Origin of the sequence: Amycolatopsis sp. CB00013 (genome assembly GCF_001905755.1) — a bacterium.
GTDB classification, from domain to species: domain Bacteria; phylum Actinomycetota; class Actinomycetes; order Mycobacteriales; family Pseudonocardiaceae; genus Amycolatopsis; species Amycolatopsis japonica.
This window is the reverse complement of record NZ_LIWC01000003.1, coordinates 210,355-227,339: the sequence shown is the minus strand read 5'-3', so window position 1 is coordinate 227,339 and position 16,985 is coordinate 210,355. Positions and strand designations below refer to the sequence as shown.

Genomic DNA, 16,985 nt, shown 5'->3' with positions numbered 1-16,985 from the left:
ATGACCACGCTCGAACCGGCCGCTGACGCCGCCCAGGACAATCTGGCGGCGCTGGAATCCGAGGCCATCCACATCTTCCGCGAGGTGGCGGGTGAGTTCGACCGGCCGGTGATCCTCTTCTCCGGCGGCAAGGACTCCACACTCCTGCTGCACCTGGCGATCAAGGCCTTCTGGCCCGCCCCGGTGCCGTTCCCGTTGCTGCACGTCGACACCGGGCACAACTTCGACGAGGTCATCGACTTCCGCGACCGCGTGGTCGAGCAGCACGGGCTCCGGCTGGTCGTGGCGAAGGTCCAGGACTGGATCGACGACGGCAGGCTCGAAGAGCGCGCCGACGGGATGCGCAACCCGCTGCAGACCACGCCGCTGCTCGACACGATCGCCGAGAACAAGTTCGACGCGGTCTTCGGCGGCGGGCGCCGCGACGAGGAACGCGCCCGCGCCAAGGAGCGGATCTTCAGCCTGCGCAACGCTTTCGGCCAGTGGGAGCCACGTCGGCAGCGACCGGAACTGTGGAACCTCTACAACGGCCGTCACCGCCCTGGCGAGCAGGTCCGCGTCTTCCCGCTGTCCAACTGGACCGAGGCGGACGTCTGGAACTACATCGCGCGGGAGAAGGTCGAACTGCCGTCGATCTACTACGCGCACCGGCGCGAGGTCTACCAGCGCGACGGCATGTGGCTGGCCGAAGGTCCGTGGGGCGGCCCGCGGCCGGACGAGGTCGTCCGGGAACTGACCGTGCGCTACCGGACCGTCGGCGACGGTTCGTGCACGGGCGCCATCGAATCGACCGCCGCCACGGTGGACGAGGTCATCGCCGAGGTCTCGGCCTCCCGGCTCACCGAACGCGGCGCCACCCGTGCCGACGACCGGATGTCGGAGGCGGCGATGGAAGACCGCAAGCGGGAAGGGTACTTCTGATGTCCAGCCTCCTCAGGCTCGCGACCGCGGGCAGTGTGGACGACGGGAAGTCGACCCTGGTCGGGCGGCTCCTGTACGACACCAAATCCGTCCTCGCCGACCAGCTGGACGCGGTCACCCGCGCCAGTGTCGACAAAGGACTGTCCACTCCGGACCTCTCGCTGCTCGTGGACGGCCTGCGCTCGGAACGCGAGCAGGGCATCACGATCGACGTGGCGTACCGGTACTTCGCGACGCCGAAGCGCAGTTTCGTGCTCGCGGACACGCCGGGCCACGTGCAGTACACGCGGAACACGGTGACCGGGGCGTCCACCGCGCAGCTGGCCGTACTGCTGGTCGACGCGCGCAAGGGCGTCATCGAGCAGACCCGCCGCCACGCCGCGGTGCTCGCGCTGCTGGGCGTGCCGAACCTGGTGCTGGCGGTGAACAAGATCGACCTCGTCGGCTACGACGAAGCGACGTTCACCGTGATCGCCGAAGAGTTCGCCGAGCACGCCGCGTCACTGGGCTACGAACGGGGTTCCGTGCTCGCGGTGCCGGTTTCGGCGCTGGTGGGCGACAACGTGGCCGAGAAGTCGGACAAGACACCGTGGTACTCCGGCCCGACCCTGCTGGAGCATCTGGAAACCGTTCCGGTGGCGCCGGATCCGCACGATTCGGCGTTCCGCTTCCCGGTGCAGTACGTGATCCGGCCGCGCACGGCCGACCATCCCGACTACCGCGGGTACGCCGGGCAGATCGCGGCGGGCACCGTGCGGCCGGGTGACGAGATCGTCGTGCTCCCGCAAGGGATCCGCAGCCGGGTCGAGGCCATCGACACCGCCGACGGGCCGCTCGCCGAAGCCGGCGCGGGCACCTCGGTGACCCTGTTGCTCGCCGACGACGTCGACATCTCGCGCGGTGACCTGATCGCCGCCGCCGACCGGCAGCCGACGGTGACCGACGAGATCACCGCGACCCTGTGCTGGCTCTCGGCCAAGGCGCTCAAACCGGGCGCACGGGTGCTGGTGAAGCACGGAACGCGGACGGTGCAGGCCCTGGTCGGCGAACTCCACGCCCGTTTCGACGAGCAGACGTTGTCCAGTGTGGACGATCCGGCGACCTTGGAGCTCAACGACATCGGCCGGGTGACGTTGCGCCTGGCCGAAGAGATCGGCGTGGACGACTACGGCGTCAGCCCGCGGACGGGCGCGTTCCTGGTCATCGACCCGAAGGACGGCGACACCCTCGCCGCCGGACTCGTCGGCGAAAGGTTCGCATGACGCCACCCCTTCTCGCCGTCGCCCACGGCAGCCGCGATCCGCGGTCCGCCGCGACCATCCGCGCCCTGCTCGACGTCTCCCGCGGGCTGGCACCGGGCCTCGACATCCGCGAGTCCTTTTTGGATCTTTCGGAGCCGCTGCTCACCGATGCCCTTCGCGGCCTGTACGCCGAGGGGCACCGCGAGGTCGTCGTGGTGCCCCTCCTGCTCGGCGTGGCCTACCACGCCCGGGTCGATCTGCCCGCGCTCGTCGCCGAGGCGACCGCGGACTGCCCGGGCCTCGACGTGCGGGTTTCCGGGGTGCTGGGCATCGACCCGCTCATCGAGACGGTCGCGCTGGATAGACTCACCGACGCGGGCGCCGATCTGGACGACCCTGGCCTCGGTGTCCTGCTGGCCGGTGTCGGCTCGTCGAACGTGGCGGCGAACGACGCCGTCGCCGGGATCACCACCCGCTGGCACCTGCGGCGCGGACTGCTCGCGACACCCGCCTTCGCCAGTGCCGCGCAGCCGGACGTGCCTGCCGCCATCGCACGGTTGCGGCTCAACGGCGCACGACGGCTCGCGGTCGCGGGCTGGTTCCTCGCGCCGGGACTGCTGCCGGACCGGATCGCGCGCCTGGCCCGCGAAGCCGACCCGTCGGTGATCGTCGCCGGACCGCTGGGGCCGGATCCGCGGATCGCTGGCCTCGTCCTGGACCGCTACGACGCCGCCGCCGCCCGGCTCGCCGCCTGAGTAGCATGCCGTGTCCCATTCGGACACTTGATGCCGATTTTCGGTGGGTTCCGTTCCCAGTTCCGTGACGCCCCGCGTATGGGAACGGAGATTTCTTGACGAGTTACTTAACTTGCCGGTAACTCTCTAATCGCTGCGCAGCTCCCTTTCTCCCCATCGAACCCCCAGGTAGGTGGAACATGAAGGCTGCCATCCGTGCCCTCGTCTGCGCTTCGGCCGTACTCGTCCCGATCGCCGGTCTGGCCGCGCCGGCTTCCGCGGCGACCACTGTCGTCTTCGACTGCGAGGCGAAGCCGCCGCTCGTCGGCAACAAGTACCTCAAGCTGAACCAGGACGCGGACGTCACCGCCCCGGCCACGGTCGCTCCCGGTGCCGCGCTCGACATCGTCATCGACCCGGCGCCCAACACCGTCCCGGCCGAGGTCAGCGGCTACCAGGTCAAGAACATCAAGGACTTCTCCCTGAAGATCCCGATCCCGGCGAACTCGACCTGGGTGAGCGCCGACCTCGCCGGCGGCTCCGGCATCGGCTCGACCCCGCCGAAGATCACCGTGTCCGGCAGCGTCGCGACGCTGAGCTTCCCCGGCCCGATCGCGGGTGGCTCGACGTTCGAACTGCCGACCGTGACCGCGCATCTCACCGCGGGCTCGTCCGGCACCATCGAGACGAAACTGGGCGGTTCCAGCTACAGCGACCCGGGTCTGACGTTCACCGCCGTGGTCAGCGCCGGTTTCGACGTCTCCGCCCCGACGGCGTGTTTCCCGAACCCGAGCCCGACGTTCACCACGACGACGATCGGCTGACCCGTGCCTGCGCCACCGTCGTGACGATGGTGGCGCAGGCCACTGCCCGGCCCGACTTCGCCCGTGCGAAGGTGGGGCATGGCTGACGAACTGGTGCACTACGACGTGGTGGGCGGCACCGCCACGATCACCTTGGACTCCCCGCACAACCGCAACGCGCTCTCCGCCCAGCTGCGGCGTGAACTGAGCGAATCGCTGGACAAGGCACAGGCGGACGACGCGGTGCGGGTCATCGTGCTCACCCACACCGGTCCGGTGTTCTGCGCGGGTATGGATCTCAAGGAGGCCCGCGGCGCCGGTGCGGGCGCCCAGGGCGTGAACGAGTTCCCGAAGATCCTCGAGCAGCTGTGGACCAGTCCCAAGCCTGTCGTGGCGAGGCTCGCGGGCCCCGCACGGGCCGGCGGGATCGGCATGGTCGCCGCGACCGACATCGCCGTCGCCGTACCCGAAGCGACCTTTGCCTTCTCCGAGGTGCGGATCGGCGTCGTCCCCGCCGTCATCTCGCTCACCGTGCTGCCGCGGCTCAACGCCCGCGCCGCGCACGAGCTGTTCCTGACCGGTGACACCTTCGACGCGAAGCGCGCCGTCGAGATCGGCCTGCTGAACTCGGCCGTCCCCGCCGACGAACTCGACGACGAGGTCGCCCGCTACGTCAAGGCGCTCGCGCTCGGCGGCCCGAAGGCGCTCGCGGCGACGAAGGAACTGCTCAGCAAGCCGCGCCCGGCGACACCCGCCGAAGGCTTCGAAGCCATGAACAAGCTGTCCGCCGGGTTCTTCGCGAGCGAAGAAGGCCAGGAGGGCATCACGGCCTTCGCGCAGAAGCGCAAGCCGAACTGGGTGCCGGAGGCATAGGCCGTGTCCTAGTCCGGCAGGACGACGGTGAGGCGCCGGGAGTCCGTCCGATCGCCGGACGGCCCCAGCGCCCGCTGCGCGTCGGAAAGCACGCTGCGGACGGCCAGGTACGCCTTCGGATCACGCTCCCGGAGCCCCGAGGAACCGGCCCAGATCAGGACGTGCTCGCCGGGCGGGAGCCAGGACAGGTCGGTGAGGCAGTCGTAGAGCGCGTCGAGGTTCTTCCCGAAGTAGTCCGGGAACGACAGCGCCTCCGCGATCGCGTCGAGCGCCGAGTCCTTGTCGACCGTCCGCGCGCCGTCGATCAGGTGCGGATACGCGCCGCGGGCGAACGCCTTGTCCGCCGCGTCCTTGCCCGCGCTCATCGGCTGGGGTCCACTACGACGAAGGACTTGTAGTGGTCCTCGGTGTAGTACAGCTCCTTGCCGCTCCCGGTCACGAGCCGCCTCGCCCCGCGATCCTGGCTGCCCGGCGTCTTCACCGTGTACTCCCGGTAGTAGCCGGAACCCTTGGCGGGCAAGACCTTCTCCCGGTTCTGGAAAGTGACGTCGTCATTGCGCGGGTACGGGTACGGCCCGCCCGCTTGGATGAGCTTCCAGGTGTCGGACGCCTGCGAAGGAAGCTTCGTCAGCGGCTTGACCGGGAGACCGGAATCCTCACCCGCGACCTTGCCCTTCGCCGCGGCGTCGCCCGACGGCGCGGCCGAAGCGGACGAACTCGCCGGAGCGCTCTTCGTGTCGTCACCGCTGATGCCGTCCTTGACGAACCAGCCTGCGAGCACCAGCACGATCAGGCCGATCAGGGCGGCGGTGATCCGCCTACGGTTGAACATGGTGTGCCAGCTTAGGACGGCCGGTCGGAGTCGTTCGCATCGCGGGCGGTGCCGAAGCGCCGGGCGACCTTTCCGAAGACCGTGTCGAGCACCCAGGCCGCGACCAGGCACAGCGGCACCACGACCGCCATGACCAGCACGAACTGCACGGGGAACGGGGCCTGCGCGAGCCACAGTTCGACGCCGTCCCACCAGTCCGCAAGCCCGTTGAACACAGTGTGAGCCTACGCTCGCATCCAGTGCCGTCACCCGTCAGGCCATGTAAGTTGCTGCCATGTTCGCCGTTTACGCTTCCGAACCCAACGCCGAAAAGCCGCTGGACTCGCTGGTGATCGGCGAGCGGCCCGAACCCGAGGTCCCCGAAGGCTGGGTGCGGGTCAACGTCAAGGCCGCCAGCCTCAACATGCACGACCTGTGGACGTTACGCGGCGTCGGCATCAAACCCGAGCAGTTCCCGATGATCCTGGGCTGCGACGGCGCGGGCACCCTCGACGACGGCACCGAGGTCGTCGTCCATTCGGTGATCAACGCCCCGGGCTGGCAGGGCGACGACACCCTCGACCCGAAGCGCACCCTGCTCACCGAGAAGCACCAGGGCACCTTCGCCGAGCAGGTCGTGGTCCCGGCACGCAATGTCGTTCCGAAGCCGTCGGGCCTGAGCTTCGCGGAAGCCGCGACGATGGGCACGGCATGGCTGACCGCGTACCGGATGCTGTTCGTGAAGTCCGGGCTGCGGCCTGGACAGACGATGCTCGTCCAGGGCGCCTCCGGCGGCGTCTCGACCGCGCTGATCCAGCTCGGGCGTGCGGCCGGATTCCGGGTCTGGGTCACCGGGCGTAGCGAAGAGAAGCGTGCGCTCGCCGAGAATCTGGGCGCACATCAGACCTTTGAGTCCGGCGCGCGGCTGCCGGAGCGGGTCGACGCGGTCTTCGAAACCGTCGGCAAGGCGACCTGGTCCCATTCGGTGAAGTCGCTGAAGCCGGGCGGCATCATCGTCGTCTCGGGTTCGACCAGCGGCCCGGACGCTCACGCGGAGTTGCAGCGCGTGTTCTTTCTGCAACTACGCATCGCGGGTTCGACCATGGGGACCAGGGACGAACTGAACGATCTCCTCGCCTACCTGGAGCTCACCGGGGTCCGTCCGCAGATCGGCGCCGAACTGCCGTTCGCGGAAGCCGAAACCGGGTTTAAGAACATGCTCGACGGGGAAACCTCCGGCAAGGTGGTCTTCACGCATTGATCGGAGGGGTGGGTTCGCCCCCTCGTCGTGATCAAGCGCGCACACAAGCGCACGTCCGCGCGTTCCACGCAGGTCAAACAGCCATTTCGCGGTCTTGTCAAGTGTCAAGAACGTTATGACTTGGCGAGCTTCTTACGACCAAAGTTCGACCAAAATCCGACCTCTCGCGGTTAGCCTGGAACCATGACCGCATCGCAGCGGCCCGAACCGGCGGACCCGGGGGGCCGGACCACCACCGACACCGACCCGATCCGCGTCTCGTTCCGGCGCTACGCCGGTGTCCGCACCAGAGTGCTCGAAGTCGGGCCGCAGCCGGTGGAATCCACCGACCGCAGCCCTCGGCGGATGCTCGGCAAACGGGCCACGGCGCGCGGGCAGGTCAAGCCGACCGCGCCGAGGCTGGTGCTGCTGCACGGCTACTGCGACAGCGCCGACACCTGGCGCCCGGTTCTGGAGCTGCTCGCGGCCGCCGGTGTTCCGGCGGTCGCGGTCGATCTGCCCGGATTCGGTGACGCTCAGCCACTGCGGCCGGGCCCGATGCTGCCGCAGCTGGACGCGTTCACCGCGGCCGTGGTCAAGGAGCAGGCCGTACTCGGCACGGTGGTCCTCGCCGGCAACTCGCTCGGCGGCACGATGAGCCTGCGTGCCGCGGAGAACCACCGGCTGCCGGTCGCCGGCGTGGTGTCGATCGCCGCGCCCGGTTTCGTGGACAGCTGGCTCATCCGCACCGTGGCCCGGTACCCGCTGCCGCTGCGGATGTACTCGGCCCTGCCGCTGCCGATCCCCGGCTTCCTCGTGCGCGCCGTCGCCGAGCAGGTCGTCCCCCGGCTCCTGTACGCCGACTCGGCCGCCGCCGACGCCGACCAGGTACGCCGGTTCACCTCGCTTTTCCCGGACTACCGCTCCACCACCACCAGGCTCGAGCAGGCGAGGCAGCTCGTCGAAGAGCTGGCGAACGCGTACCGCCTCGAAGAGGTCCGTGTCCCGCTCCTGGTGGTCGTCTGCGGCAAGGACAAGCTGGTCAGCGCCGCCTCCGGACGGCAGCTGCACGCGCTGGTCCCGCACAGCAGGCTGATGGTGCGCGAGGACTGGGGCCATTGCCCGCAGCTGGACGACCCCGTCGAGATCTCGGAGCTGCTCACCTACTTCTCCACCGGCGCCTCCAGGCCGTCGAAGATCGCCGCTCGCGTGGCCGCCGAAGTGAGCGAGGACACCGTCGCCGGATAGGTGCGAAGTCCCGACTCCCGCTACGGTGCCCTTCGGACTGTGACCCAGTCCGAAGGGCACAACCTGTTGGGAGACGACGATGTCCGCACCGCGCAGTCTGGGCTCGGGATCCGGGATATTCCGCCGCAAACCGATCGATCAGATCCAAGAACTCAGTGGAGGCGGAGGGCTCCAACGCACGCTGGGCCTGCGGCAGCTGACCGCGATCGGCGTCGGCGGCATCATCGGCGCGGGGATCTTCTCGCTGGCCGGCGCGGTCGCGAACAAGACGGCGGGCCCGGCCGTGCTCATCTCGTTCCTCATCGCGGGTATCGCCAGCGCCGCCGCCGCGTTCTCCTACGCCGAGTTCGCCGGCCTGATCCCCCGCGCCGGGTCGGCCTACACCTACGGCTACACCGTGCTGGGCGAGATCGTCGGCTGGTTCATCGGCTGGGACCTCCTGCTGGAGTACACCGCGATCGTGGCGGTGGTCGCGATCGGCATCTCCGGCTATTTCAATGAGCTACTCGGATACCTGAACATCGAACTCCCGACCTGGATGCTGGGTGCTCCGGGCACCGAAAAAGCCGGTGTAGAACCGGGCTCCTACAAGATCAACCTGTTCGCCGTGCTGCTGTGCCTGCTGATCGCCTTCATCCTCAACCAGGGCATGAAGAACGCGGCCCGGTTCGAAACGCTGCTGGTCTACCTGAAGGTCGGCCTGGTCCTGCTGGTGATCGTCGTCGGTGTCTTCCACATCAACACCGACAACTACTCGAACTTCTTCCCGTTCGGCCTCAGCGGCGCGTTCACCGGAGCGGCGACGGTGTTCTTCGCGGTCTTCGGATACGACGCCATGTCCACCGCGGCCGAGGAATCGACCGACTCCCAGAAGCACATGCCGAAGGCGATCATCTACTCGCTCGCCATCTCGATGGTGCTCTACGTGCTGGCCTGCCTGGTCCTGACCGGCATGGTCAACTACAAGGACATCGACAGCGAGGCCGCCTTCTCCAGCGCCTTCGCGGGCCTCGGGATGAAGTGGCTCGGCCTGATCATCGCCGTGGGCGCGATCATCGGTATCACCACGGTGCTGTTCACCTTCCTCATGGGCGCGAGCCGCGTCGGCTACTCGATGAGCCGCGACGGCCTGCTACCCAAGTGGTTCGGCAAGACCCACCCGGTGCGCAAGGTGCCGAGCCGGATGACCTGGGTGCTCGGTATCGCGTCGGCGGTCATCGCCGGACTGCTGCCCATCGGTGAGGCCGCGGAACTGACGAACATCGGCATCCTGCTCGCGTTCGTCGTCGTCTGCATCGCGGTGATCGTGCTGCGCTACAAGCAGCCGGACCTGCCTCGTACGTTCAAGACGCCGGGCATGCCGATCGTGCCGATCATCGGTGTCGTCTTCTCGATCTGGCTGATCACGTTCCTGAACCCGGAGACCTGGCTGCGGTTCGCGGTCTGGTTCGGCATCGGCCTGATCATCTACTTCGCCTATAGCCGCCGTCACTCGGTGATGAACGCGAACAACGGCGACGCGAAGCAGGTCAGCGGAGACGACCCAACCGCGTAGCGGCTTCGCGGGCTTCGGTCTGGAGGCGCTCGACGATCGACGCCGCCGGGCCGGAGCCCGCGAGTTCGTAGGTCTGCCCCGCGTAGAGGGACATGATCTCGGGGTCGCCCGCCTTGCCCGCCGCCGCCCGGATCGGCTTGGTCAGGTTGTTGACCTCCGGATACGCCGACGGCGCGGTGGCCGAGAAATCCGCGACCGCGCGATTGACCAGTGACCGGGCGGGACGTCCGCTGAACGCCCGGGTGAACGCCGTCGGCCTGCCTCCGTCTGCCAGCGCCTGCCGATGCGCGGGCTGGGTCCCGGCCTCGTCCGCCCGCAGGAACGCGGTGCCCAGCTGTGCCGCGACGGCCCCCGCCGCCAGCACCGCCGCGATGTCGGCGCCGTGCACGAGCCCGCCGGTCGCGACGAGCGGCAGATCCGTCCGCGCCGAGACCAGCCTGAGCAGGCTCAGGACCCCATACTGCGCACCCCCGCCTTCGGCTCCGGGCTCGTCGGTGAAAAGCCCTCGATGCGCTCCGGCCTCGAATCCCTGGACCACGAGCGCGTCCGCGCCGACGGCCACGGCCCGATCGGCCTCCGCCGGGCTGGTGACCGTGACGGCCACCTTGCTCCCGTTGGCGTGCAAGCGTTCGACGTCCTCGGCCGAAGGCGTGCCGAAGGTGAAGGAAACGACCGGCACCTTCCGCGCCAAGACGACCTCGAGCTTCGCGGCATAGGCGTCGTCGTCCCAGCGCGGCTCGCCGGGCTCGACGCCGAGGCGCTCGGCCTCCGCGCGCCAGCGCTCGATGTGCGCACCGAGTTCCACGTCGGCGGCGAAGCCACCCGATACGAAGAGGTTCACGCCGAACGGTTCAGCGGTCAGCTCGGCCGTCTTGGCGATCCGGTCCGAGAGGGCGTCGGCGCTCAGATAGCCCCCGGCCAGGAAGCCGAATCCACCCGCCGCGGTCACCGCGGCCACGAGCTCGGGAGTGGTCGGCCCGCCCGCCATCGGGGCCGCGATCAGGGGGAAACGCAGGTCTTCGAACACGTTTCCGACGATAGTCCCCTCTCGGTGACACGCATTGTGACGTTCGAGTCACTCCAAGGTTCGCTCATGGTGGTCTAGACCTTTAACGGCGAAGATGCGACGATCGGACGGCCGTGACGCGCGTCACGCCCTCGTCCCCCTTGGAGGCCCCGGTGAAGACCTTGAGAGCGCGGCTCGGTCGCGCCTTCGTGGGGGTGGCGCTGCTCGCCGGCGCCACCACCGCTGCCGCCCCGGTCGCCGACGCGGCCACCCCGCCGCTGCAGGCGATCGTCCCGGTCCCGGTCTCGGCCCAAGCGGTCACCGGCTCCGACCACACCTTGACCGCGAACACCAAGATCTACACCCAGGCCGGGTCGGCGCAGGCCAAGGCCGTCGGCGAGTACCTCGCCGGGATCTTCCGCACGTCCACCGGCTTCTCCCTGCCCGTCGCCGACGCGCCGTCGGGCACACCGGCCGACGGCATCTCGCTCCTTCTGTCCGGTGCGGACACTCGCGTCGGCGACCAGGGCTACCAGCTGAACTCCACGTCCGCGTCGGTCATCCTGCGCGCGACGACGGCACAAGGCCTCTTCGGCGGCGTCCAGACGCTGCGCCAGCTGCTGCCCGGCAAGATCGAAAGCCCCACGGTGCAGCAAGGTCCTTGGACGATCCCGGGCGCGAACATCCTGGACTACCCCCGCTTCGGCTACCGGGGCGCGATGCTCGACGTCGCCCGGCACTTCCACCCGGTCGCCACGGTCAAGCGGTACATCGACCAGCTGGCCCAGTACAAGATCAACAACCTGCACCTGCACCTCGCCGACGACCAGGGCTGGCGCATCCAGATCGACAGCTGGCCGCGGCTGACCACCTACGGCGGCAGCACCCAGGTCGGTGGCGGCGCCGGCGGCTACTACACCAAGGCGCAGTACACGGAGATCGTGAACTACGCGGCCTCGCGGTTCATCACGGTCATCCCGGAGATCGACATGCCGGGCCACACCAACGCCGCCTTGGCGTCGTACGCCGAGCTGAACTGCAACAACACCGCCCCTCCCCTGCGCACCGACACCGCCGTCGGCTACAGCTCGCTCTGCATCTCGAAGGACATCACGTACACCTTCGTCGACGACGTCATCCGTGAGGTCGCCGCGCTGACGCCCGGACCGTACTTCCACCTCGGCGGAGACGAGGCCCAGGCCACCAGCGACGCGGACTACCGCACGTTCATGAACCGGGTGCTGCCGATGGTGGCCGCCGCGGGCAAGCAGGTCGTCGGCTGGCACGAGATCGGCAAAGCCTCCCTGCCGGCCACCGCGACCCCGCAGTTCTGGGGCACGACGACGTCCAGCACGGAGGTCTCCAACGCCGTCGCCCGCGGCAGCAAAGTGATCCTGTCTCCGGCGAACAAGGCGTACCTGGACATGAAGTACAACTCCAGCACGCCGATCGGGCTCTCGTGGGCGGGCTACATCGAGGTCCAGGACGCCTACAACTGGAACCCGGGCGCGTACCTCTCCGGTGTGCCCGAATCCGCCGTCCGCGGCGTCGAATCCCCGCTGTGGACCGAAACCGTGGTGACCCCGGCGAACATCGACTACCTCGCCTTCCCCCGGCTCCCGGCGCACGCCGAACTCGGCTGGTCGCCGTGGTCGACGCACGACTGGAACACCTTCCGGGTGCGCCTCGGCGCGCAGGCGCTGCGCTGGCAGGCGCAAGGCCTCGACTACTACAAGTCGAGCCAGGTGCCTTGGGAAACCGGATCCGGCAACCCCGGCACCTGCACGCTGCCGGCGTGGGACCGTGCTTCGGTCTACACCGGTGGAGCGACCGTCTCCCACAACGGCCACAAGTGGACGGCCCAGTGGTGGACGCAAGGCGAAGAACCCGGAACGACCGGCCAATGGGGTGTCTGGCGCGACAACGGCACCTGCTGACCCCCGCCCCGTAGTCCCGCTCGGCCCCTTCACCAGCCGAGCGGGACTACGGTGGTCCCATGGCCGCAGACCTCGAACTCGTCCGCACTCTTTCCTTGCGTGAAAACGGACTCGCGACCGTCTCGACGGTCCGCGCGGACGGCACCGTCCACTCCTCGGTGGTGAACGCCGGGGTCTTCGAAGACCCGGTCACCAAGGCACCGGGAGTCGCCTTCGTGGCGATGGGCGGAGTGAAGAAACTCGACCTGTTCCGCCGGGCGGGCCACGCCACGATCACCTTCCGGCGTGGCTGGGAGTGGGCGGCGGTCCAGGGAAGCACCCACCTCATCGGCCCGGACGACCCGGACCCGGACTTCGACCCCGCCGGTCTCCCCAAGCTGCTGCGCGAGGTCTTCATCGCGGCGACGGGGACCCACGACGATTGGGACGAGTACGACCGTGTGATGGCCGCCGAACGCCGTGTCGCCGTCTTCGTCACCGCGAACCGGGTCTCCGGGAACCGTTGACACGAAAAGGCCGCCCGGACGGTGATCCGGGCGGCCTTCGCGAGTATCGGTTACTTCTTCTTGCTGCCGGCGTCCTCAGTGGACAGAGCCGCGACGAAGGCCTCCTGCGGGACCTCGACCCGGCCGACGGTCTTCATCCGCTTCTTGCCTTCCTTCTGCTTTTCCAGCAGCTTGCGCTTACGCGAGATGTCACCGCCGTAACACTTCGCGAGCACGTCCTTGCGGATCGCGCGGATGGTCTCGCGGGCGATGATCCGCGACCCGACGGCCGCCTGGATCGGCACCTCGAACTGCTGCCGCGGGATCAGCTCGCGCAGCCGCGTCGCCATCCGGTTTCCGTAGCCGTACGCGGCGTCCTTGTGCACGATCGCCGAGAAGGCGTCGACGGTCTCCCCCTGCAGCAGGATGTCGACCTTGACCAGATCCGCGACCTGGTCGCCGCCCTCCTCGTAGTCGAGCGACGCGTAGCCGCGCGTACGCGACTTCAGCGTGTCGAAGAAGTCGAAGATGATCTCCGCGAGCGGGATGTTGTACCGCAGCTCGACGCGGTCCTCGGAGAGGTAGTCCATCCCCAGCAGCGTGCCGCGTTTGGCCTGGCACAGCTCCATGATCGTGCCGACGAACTCCGACGGCGCCAGGATGCTCACCTTGGAAACCGGCTCGTGGACCTCGGAGATCTTCATCCCGGACGGCCAGTCCGAGGGGTTCGTCACCACGACCTCGCTCTTGTCCTCGAGCACGACGTTGTAGATGACGTTCGGCGCGGTCGAGATCAGGTCGAGGCCGAATTCGCGCTCGAGCCGGTCCCGCGTGATCTCCAGGTGCAGCAGGCCGAGGAAGCCGCAGCGGAACCCGAACCCGAGCGCCACAGAGGTCTCCGGCTCGTAGGCGAGCGCGGCGTCGTTGAGCTGAAGCTTGTCCAGTGCCTCGCGCAGTTCGGGGTAGTCCGAGCCGTCGACCGGGTAGAGGCCGGAGTAGACCATGGGCTTCGGCTCGCGGTAGCCCGCGAGCGGCTGCTCGGCGCCCTTGCGCTCGGAGGTGACGGTGTCGCCGACCTTCGACTGACGGACGTCCTTCACCCCGGTGATGAGGTATCCCACCTCGCCGACCCCGAGCCCCTTGCTCGCCTTGGGCTCCGGCGAGATGATCCCGACCTCGAGGAGTTCGTGGGTGGCGCCGGTGGACATCATCTTGATCCGCTCGCGCGGCGTGATCTTGCCGTCGACGACCCTGATGTAGGTCACGACGCCCCGGTAGGTGTCGTAGACCGAGTCGAAGATCATCGCGCGAGCGGGCGCGTCCGCGTCGCCCACCGGCGGTGGCACCTGTTTGACGCATTCGTCCAGTAGCTCGGTCACGCCCATGCCGGTCTTCGCCGACACGCGGAGCACGTCCGAAGGCTCGCAGCCGATGATGTGCGCCAGCTCGGCCGCGTACTTGTCCGGATCGGCCGACGGCAGGTCGATCTTGTTCAGCACCGGGATGATGTGCAGGTTCTTCTCGAGCGCCAGGTAGAGGTTCGCCAGCGTCTGCGCCTCGATCCCCTGCGCGGCGTCGACCAGCAGAATCGCCCCTTCACAGGCCTCCAAGGCCCGGGAGACCTCGTAGGTGAAGTCCACGTGGCCGGGGGTGTCGATCAGGTGCAGGACGTGGTCCTGGCCGTCGACCTTCCACGGCAGGCGCACGTTCTGCGCCTTGATGGTGATCCCGCGTTCCCGTTCGATGTCCATGCGGTCGAGGTACTGAGCGCGCATGGCCCGCTCCTCGACCACGCCGGTGAGCTGCAGCATGCGGTCGGCCAGGGTCGACTTGCCGTGGTCGATGTGCGCGATGATGCAGAAGTTCCGGATGAGCTCCGGGGGCGTGAAGGTCGTGTCGGCGAACGTCGTCAACGGGTTTCCTCGCGAAGGTCGGGGTGTGCCACCTCTATGGTCCCATGCCGCTCCGGGTGCGAGTGGGGGTCATCCCCGATGCGGCCCGTGATGAGCTGTGGTGCCCTCGAAGTATGAGTACTTCACTGTCCCAAATGCTCGACCGGACGTTCGGCCATCCCCGCGGACTGCTCGGCCGGTTCGGTGGGCGGGCGATGGCGCACGGCAATGCCGCCACCGAGCTTCGGGTCGTCGAGCTGGCGTCGATCGAGTCCGGCGAGACCGCCCTGGTCGTGGGCCCCGGCCCGGGAATCGGCCTGCAGGCCACGGCCGAACGCGCGGGCCGGGCGATCGGCGTCGACCCCTCGCAGGAGATGCTCGCCCGCTCTCGCCGCCGCTGCGGCGACAAGGTGGAGCTGCGACAGGGCACCGCGGACGCCACCGGTGTGCCCGACGGCAGCGTCGACGTGGTCCTGAGCGTCAACAACGTGCAGCTGTGGGACGACCGGGCGGCCGGGTTCGCCGAACTGTTCCGGGTGCTGCGCCCCGGCGGCAGGCTGCTGCTTTCGTCGCACGAGAAGTGGTTGCCGGTGTCCCGGCACGAGCTGGCCGACGAAGCGGCCGCCGCCGGCTTCGTCGACCTGCAGACCTGGACCTGGGACCCACCGGGCTTCGCCGCCTCCCTCGCCGCCCAGCTGCGCGCGATCAAGCCCCTCGCCTAGCGCGGATCAGTGCGCAGCGGGTGCTCGCGCGGTACTTCGACCAGCACGATCCTGGTGCCGTCCGGGTCGGCGATCCACGCCTCGTCCAGCCCCCAGGGCTCGCGCCGCGCGCCGCGAACCGGCTCCAAGCCCTTCTCCGCGAGTTCCTGGAGCGCCGCGGCCAGGTCCCGGACCTGGAGCCACAAGGCGACGTCAGGGGTCGGGCCGGTCTCTCCGGTACCGACGATCTCGATCGACCCGTTCCCGGCGAAGAAGACCGTCCCGCCGGGGAACTCCTTGTCGATGGCCAGGCCCAGGGTGTCCCGATAGAACGCCGTCGACACGTCGAGGTCCTTCGGGTGGATCAGCACCCTGCTGCTCAGCACGTCCATGGCTCAATCCCTACCGGATGGGTTCAGGCCATCGCAATCGCGGCGATACCCGCCAGCACCACCACCGACCCGGCCAGCCGGCGGACGGCGTTCGCCTCCCCCAGGACCAGCCAGGCGGCGACACCGCCCAAGACGATGCTCAGCTCTCTCGCGGGCGCGACGAGGCTCACTGGGGCGACTTGGAGGGCGTAGAGCACCAGGAGGTAGGCGACGGGTGAGAACACGCCGACGATGACGACCTCACGCCTGTGCTCGCGCCAGAGCCACGAGATCTCCTCGCGGTCCTTCAGCGCGTACGGCGCCATCAGCAGGCTCTGCACGATCGCGCCGGTTCCGAAGTACACGATCGGCGGGACACCGAGACCGGTGACCGAATGCGCGTCCCACAGCGTGTAGGCGGCGATCGTGAGACCGGTCAGCAGGCCGTAGAACAGGCCTTTGCGGCGAGCGACACGGTCGGCGGCGTCGGCGTGGGCCGGCGCCCGCCCGCTCCCGATCACCAGCACCCCGGCGACCACGAGGAAAGCGCCCACCAGGCCGAGGATTCCGGGCCGCTCGCCGAGCAGCAGGACGGCGGCGAGTACCGAGATCAGCGGCCCGGTACCGCGGGCGACGGGATAGACGACGGACAGATCGCCGACGGCGTATCCCCGTTGGAGGACGATGCCGTACGTGACGTGGAACACCGCGGTGACCACGGCGGCGAACAGCCAGGTCCACTGTGGACGTTGTGGTTCCACGGCCAGCGAGACCGCCATGACGGGGACGAGCAGGATCGCGGAAAGGCTGTAGTACGCCCAGACGAACCTGGCTCCGCCGCGGCGGATCCGCTTGGCGGCGAGGTTCCAGCCCGCGTGGATGACGGCGGCGATGACGACGAAGGACAGAGCGGTGGCGTTCACAGCGGACCTTTCACGTTTTCCGCGCATGCGGAAAACCCGGTCCTCCAGGCTTTTGTCCCGTCAGATGAACGGCGGTGCTTCCGGCTCCGCCGATGGTACCGCTCGGACCGGTCCCGTCTGCCCTGATTGTGTGTTTCGCTGAACGGGCAGGCGGCGGAACCCTAGGCACTACGATCTTCACCGTACCGCAAGCAGCCCGCCCGAGGCTGGCGCGAGCCGCGCCGGGACGGCTGTTAAGCTTGCC

The 16,985-nt window shown here is 68.7% G+C and carries 18 protein-coding genes; 11 read left to right on the top strand and 7 right to left on the bottom strand.

The annotated features are described in order from the left end of the window. The 5 genes from cysD to AMK34_RS20675 all read left to right on the top strand — a co-directional run bounded on the left by cysD (position 1) and on the right by AMK34_RS20675 (position 4,572). Entirely contained in the window at positions 1-921 is a 921-nt protein-coding gene (gene cysD / locus AMK34_RS20695) for a sulfate adenylyltransferase subunit CysD (protein WP_037342770.1), read from the top strand. Continuing rightward, a complete protein-coding gene (locus AMK34_RS20690) occupies positions 921-2,183 on the top strand; it encodes a sulfate adenylyltransferase subunit 1 (protein WP_038517152.1) in 1,263 nt (420 codons plus the stop codon). Before cysD ends, AMK34_RS20690 begins: the two co-directional genes overlap by 1 nt. Next, positions 2,180-2,917 (top strand): sirohydrochlorin chelatase, encoded by a 738-nt coding sequence (locus AMK34_RS20685; protein ID WP_073846469.1) that lies wholly within the window; start codon positions 2,180-2,182, stop codon positions 2,915-2,917. The genes AMK34_RS20690 and AMK34_RS20685 overlap by 4 nt, the downstream gene beginning before the upstream one ends. A 179-nt stretch (positions 2,918-3,096) precedes the next feature. Continuing rightward, entirely contained in the window at positions 3,097-3,720 is a 624-nt protein-coding gene (locus AMK34_RS20680; protein WP_038517155.1) for a hypothetical protein, read from the top strand. A gap of 78 nt (positions 3,721-3,798) precedes the next feature. Next, positions 3,799-4,572 (top strand): enoyl-CoA hydratase family protein, encoded by a 774-nt coding sequence (locus AMK34_RS20675; RefSeq protein WP_016332418.1) that lies wholly within the window; start codon positions 3,799-3,801, stop codon positions 4,570-4,572. 8 nt (positions 4,573-4,580) lie between these two features. On the opposite strand, the gene AMK34_RS20670 is transcribed toward AMK34_RS20675, so the two are convergent. Genes AMK34_RS20670 through AMK34_RS20660 form a run of 3 tightly spaced genes read right to left on the bottom strand, consistent with a single transcriptional unit; the run spans position 4,581 to position 5,619 of the window. Further along, positions 4,581-4,937 (bottom strand): barstar family protein, encoded by a 357-nt coding sequence (locus tag AMK34_RS20670; RefSeq protein ID WP_038517158.1) that lies wholly within the window; start codon positions 4,935-4,937, stop codon positions 4,581-4,583. Beyond that, positions 4,934-5,404, bottom strand: coding sequence for a ribonuclease domain-containing protein (locus AMK34_RS20665; protein ID WP_038517162.1), 471 nt, complete (start codon positions 5,402-5,404; stop codon positions 4,934-4,936). Before AMK34_RS20665 ends, AMK34_RS20670 begins: the two co-directional genes overlap by 4 nt. 11 nt (positions 5,405-5,415) lie before the next feature. After that, positions 5,416-5,619 (bottom strand): CDP-alcohol phosphatidyltransferase family protein, encoded by a 204-nt coding sequence (locus AMK34_RS20660; RefSeq protein ID WP_038517165.1) that lies wholly within the window; start codon positions 5,617-5,619, stop codon positions 5,416-5,418. 59 nt (positions 5,620-5,678) lie between these two features. On the opposite strand from AMK34_RS20660, the gene AMK34_RS20655 reads away from it, so the two are divergent. The 3 genes from AMK34_RS20655 to AMK34_RS20645 all read left to right on the top strand — a co-directional run bounded on the left by AMK34_RS20655 (position 5,679) and on the right by AMK34_RS20645 (position 9,426). Continuing rightward, a complete protein-coding gene (locus AMK34_RS20655) occupies positions 5,679-6,644 on the top strand; it encodes a zinc-binding dehydrogenase (RefSeq protein ID WP_037342758.1) in 966 nt (321 codons plus the stop codon). A 183-nt stretch (positions 6,645-6,827) separates the two neighbouring features. After that, positions 6,828-7,871, top strand: coding sequence for an alpha/beta hydrolase (locus AMK34_RS20650; protein ID WP_073846468.1), 1,044 nt, complete (start codon positions 6,828-6,830; stop codon positions 7,869-7,871). Between the two features lie 79 nt (positions 7,872-7,950). Next, complete coding sequence (locus tag AMK34_RS20645) at positions 7,951-9,426, top strand: amino acid permease (RefSeq protein WP_073846467.1); 1,476 nt, start codon at positions 7,951-7,953, stop codon at positions 9,424-9,426. Here AMK34_RS20645 and AMK34_RS20640 read toward each other — a convergent pair. Then, positions 9,401-10,453, bottom strand: coding sequence for an NAD(P)H-dependent flavin oxidoreductase (locus AMK34_RS20640; RefSeq protein WP_073846466.1), 1,053 nt, complete (start codon positions 10,451-10,453; stop codon positions 9,401-9,403). The two genes, AMK34_RS20645 and AMK34_RS20640, sit on opposite strands and share 26 nt — an antisense overlap. Positions 10,454-10,605: 152 nt before the next feature. Here AMK34_RS20640 and AMK34_RS20635 point away from each other — a divergent pair, with 152 nt between their 5' ends. Both AMK34_RS20635 and AMK34_RS20630 read left to right on the top strand, forming a co-directional pair. Continuing rightward, positions 10,606-12,369 (top strand): family 20 glycosylhydrolase, encoded by a 1,764-nt coding sequence (locus AMK34_RS20635; protein ID WP_073846465.1) that lies wholly within the window; start codon positions 10,606-10,608, stop codon positions 12,367-12,369. Positions 12,370-12,428: 59 nt separating this feature from the next. Continuing rightward, positions 12,429-12,875, top strand: coding sequence for a pyridoxamine 5'-phosphate oxidase (locus tag AMK34_RS20630; RefSeq protein WP_073846464.1), 447 nt, complete (start codon positions 12,429-12,431; stop codon positions 12,873-12,875). 50 nt (positions 12,876-12,925) lie between these two features. Here AMK34_RS20630 and lepA read toward each other — a convergent pair whose 3' ends face one another. Continuing rightward, the gene (gene lepA, locus AMK34_RS20625; protein ID WP_038517181.1) at positions 12,926-14,767 is read right to left on the bottom strand and encodes a translation elongation factor 4; all 1,842 of its coding nucleotides are present in this window, start codon (positions 14,765-14,767) and stop codon (positions 12,926-12,928) included. Between the two features lie 113 nt (positions 14,768-14,880). Here lepA and AMK34_RS20620 point away from each other — a divergent pair, with 113 nt between their 5' ends. After that, positions 14,881-15,468: a class I SAM-dependent methyltransferase gene (locus AMK34_RS20620; protein ID WP_073846463.1), complete on the top strand. Its 588-nt coding sequence runs from the start codon at positions 14,881-14,883 to the stop codon at positions 15,466-15,468. On the opposite strand, the gene AMK34_RS20615 is transcribed toward AMK34_RS20620, so the two are convergent. Together AMK34_RS20615 and AMK34_RS20610 are read right to left on the bottom strand one after the other, a co-directional pair. Further along, positions 15,465-15,839 carry a VOC family protein gene (locus tag AMK34_RS20615; protein WP_038517183.1) on the bottom strand — a complete coding sequence of 125 codons (375 nt, stop codon included), beginning with the start codon at positions 15,837-15,839 and terminating at the stop codon, positions 15,465-15,467. The genes AMK34_RS20620 and AMK34_RS20615 overlap by 4 nt on opposite strands. A 23-nt stretch (positions 15,840-15,862) precedes the next feature. Continuing rightward, positions 15,863-16,768 carry an EamA family transporter gene (locus AMK34_RS20610; RefSeq protein ID WP_073846462.1) on the bottom strand — a complete coding sequence of 302 codons (906 nt, stop codon included), beginning with the start codon at positions 16,766-16,768 and terminating at the stop codon, positions 15,863-15,865. Between the last annotated feature and the right edge of the window lie 217 nt (positions 16,769-16,985).